We start from the raw sequence: 3,086 nt of genomic DNA on the forward strand, positions 1-3,086 counted from the left end.
ATAGGCTTTCGTATCTTCATTATCACTTAACAGGAAATCATTTCTCCGAATTTTTCAAGAACAAAAAACTCTAAACTAATATTACTGTAAAAGAAGTTTAGACTTTCTTGTCTTTTTACACCTTTTCCTTTAGGAAATTCTGAGTGAATCATACATAATGGAAAACTGGACAAATAAACGGGAATAAAAAGAGCATACAATTCTTATCAGACACTCTTTTCTAATTCATTCATTTATTCTCATATTTTCAATTAATCCTCTAAACGAGGTTTGATTATTTCTACTGTGCCTTTGTTTTACCCTACTCTTCCAAGGGCTGGCAAAGTTATTTTTGCATGGTCTCTTTAATCAGCTTTAGACGTTTATATGTTATGTAAATTAAGTACTAAATCCTCATTTATAAGTACCTTTAAATCAACGTTTCACAATTTTTTCAAGACAAAAAATCCCCTGTACGGTCTCCCCTGTTTCCTTGCTTTTTGGACCGTAAATTTGACAAGTTTATTGAATAAGAGATCAATCTAATCCAGTTCTATTGATAAGATACTAGAACTTCATATAGGGCATTTACGCGTAAATTATACTAGGTTAACTACAACATATACAGAAACTCTGTTGATACAATTATTTCTTATCGTCTGGGTAATAAAGAGATTTACGTAGTGTCACGTCACTATGCTTTAATGATTCTCCTTTAAAACGCAACCAAATCTCATCATCAGCCATGACGCCATGTGTTTTACGGACAATTGCCCAACGATTGTAGCTATTTAAACCGAGGGAAGCTAGTAATTGATTAGCGTTCACTCTTGTTTCAGGAAATACACGCCACTTGAGCCATCTTTCCAACTCATCTTTTGTAATGTATCCCTCTAGATTAGGTGAAAATTGCTTATTAAATCCTTCAATATAATTGATTACGTATGGTTTGTCACTTCCATTTGGTTTTAAATCTACCCTTGCAATAATATCGTCAAACAGCATAACATCAAATCGCATATAGTCAATCATTTTGACACCTTCTTTAATCAATAATTAGTCGTTGTAGTTGAAGATTACGTAATTGAAAGAGTAGCTCTACCTAAATCGTACGGGGCTTTGATTTATTTTATTCTTCTTGCAGCTTGTTGGAGCGGATCCCAGACTCCATTATATGGAGGTGAATATGCTAAATCTAAATCTAGCAATTGCTCAGCTGTCATAGAATGAAATAAAGCCGTTGCAAGTACATCGATTCTCTTATCTATCCCCTTTTCTCCAATAATTTGTCCCCCAAGAATTTTATGTGATTTATTATGTACTAGCAATTTCAAGGTCATTTTTTTAGCATTTGGATAATAGCCTGCAATATCAGATGTTTTTATTGTAACTGTTTGATAGGGAATGTTTAATAATGTTGCCTCTCTTTCTGATAATCCTGTCTTTCCAAGTGTTAAACTGAAGAATTTAATAATAGAGGTTCCTAATACACCTTTAAAAGTTTTTGGAATATTAATTATGTTTAATCCTGCAATTTGACCTTGCTTATTTGCGTGTGTTCCTAATGGAATATGATCATCCTTTTCTTTGATTCGATGGTACTGTGTTGCACAATCGCCTGCTGCATATACATCTTCAATATTTGTTTGCATATATGCATTTACTTGGATTGCACCATTTACACTTGTAATGATTCCAGTCTTATCTAAAAAAGAAGTATTTGGCCGTACACCAACAGCAACTAGAACAAGATCAGTCTCAATCTCCCCTTTATCAGTCTTTATAAATTCAACTTTATCTTCGCCAAGAAAAGCTTCTACAGATTCACTCATTCTAAGATCAATGTTTTGCTTCTTTGCTTCTTCATGGATAAGCTCTGCCATTTCTTCATCAAAAATTTTTGCTAATTGTTTATTTCGTTCAATGATTGTTACCTTCTTACCCAATTCCGCAAAACTCTCAGCCATTTCAAGCCCAATATATCCGCCGCCAATTACCGTGACATTTTTAACATCCCTTTCAAGGGATTCTATGATTCGCTTTGCATCTGGAATCGTCTTTAAAGTGAATATACCCGAAAGATGAGCACCTTCCCACTCAGGTATAACCGGGCTTACGCCAGTAGCTATAAGGAGACGGTCATATGACAAATAAAACTTCTCTTCATTTGCATGGTTTATCCCATACACTTGTTTATTTTTTGTATCAACTTGGCGAACCTCATGTAAGATTCGTGCATCAATTCCGTATTTTTCTTTAAATTCAGTCTGTGTCCGAGCTATTAATTTATCTGTTGAATCAATTTTATTGCTAATCACATAAGGGAGCCCACATTGGCCATATGAGTATACTTTTCCCATTTCAAGAACAGTAATCTGATGATCTGAGCTATTCCTTACAATTTGCATGGCAGCACTCATACCTGCTGCATCTCCGCCAATAATTATTATCTTCATCTACAATCCCTCCACCTGCTTATTTTCCCTTTACAGTTTGTTTTTTAAACGTAAAAGGCGCTCAACTTGAAACTAAAGTCAGTTTTTACACCTGACACAAAGAAGGATTCTGGTGCAAAGATGATTTCAAAAAAACATAGGACATGAATTTCCTGCTAACTTACGGATTATGATGCGATGCCAAATAGTTTATTAATGAGTTCTTTTCGATTTTGGGCAGACTTCACCCCTTGGTGAACTTGCCCTTTTTTCATCATATGCATGGCTTCAATGCCACGTACTATTGAAAGTAAACAAACGTTCCTGCTTATTTCAGAAACGCACCCGTTTAATACCGTTCAATTCTGCTAAAATGGATTGATAAGCAAAAGCACCTGTTGGAATGATTAGAATAGCTGCTAAAATAGCTGAGACTAAGCGTTTTCTTACACGCCTCTTTATTTTACTTTCCATTTCTAATTTTGCTTTTTTTACACCCATTTTACTTTTTTCGTGAAGTTCCATGTGGATTTCTATTTTAGCTAACTCTTGTTTTAGATTATGACTCATAGTAACCAACCTCCTTTTTATAATTTTTTCGAAGTTTATTTAATGCACGATATAATACTGATTTAGCAGTTCCAAGAGGTATTTCTAGTACCTCAGATATTT

At 34.4% G+C, this 3,086-nt stretch carries 3 protein-coding genes and 1 pseudogene; all 4 read right to left on the reverse strand.

The window, feature by feature from the left end:
- Positions 1 to 624: 624 nt before the first annotated feature.
- Entirely contained in the window at positions 625 to 1,011 is a 387-nt protein-coding gene (locus V7068_RS20715; protein ID WP_499714360.1) for a hypothetical protein, read from the reverse strand.
- Between the two features lie 92 nt (positions 1,012 to 1,103).
- Complete coding sequence (locus V7068_RS20720) at positions 1,104 to 2,435, reverse strand: CoA-disulfide reductase (RefSeq protein ID WP_499714361.1); 1,332 nt, start codon at positions 2,433 to 2,435, stop codon at positions 1,104 to 1,106.
- Positions 2,436 to 2,602: 167 nt separating this feature from the next.
- Positions 2,603 to 2,719, reverse strand: a pseudogene (locus tag V7068_RS20725) (IS6 family transposase); the annotation flags it as partial.
- Positions 2,720 to 2,747: 28 nt separating this feature from the next.
- Positions 2,748 to 2,984, reverse strand: a complete 237-nt coding sequence (locus V7068_RS20730; RefSeq protein WP_499714362.1) for a hypothetical protein — start codon at positions 2,982 to 2,984, stop codon at positions 2,748 to 2,750.
- Between the last annotated feature and the right edge of the window lie 102 nt (positions 2,985 to 3,086).

Source organism: Bacillus sp. JJ634 (assembly GCF_036962285.1).
GTDB lineage: Bacteria > Bacillota > Bacilli > Bacillales > DSM-1321 > Peribacillus > Peribacillus asahii_A.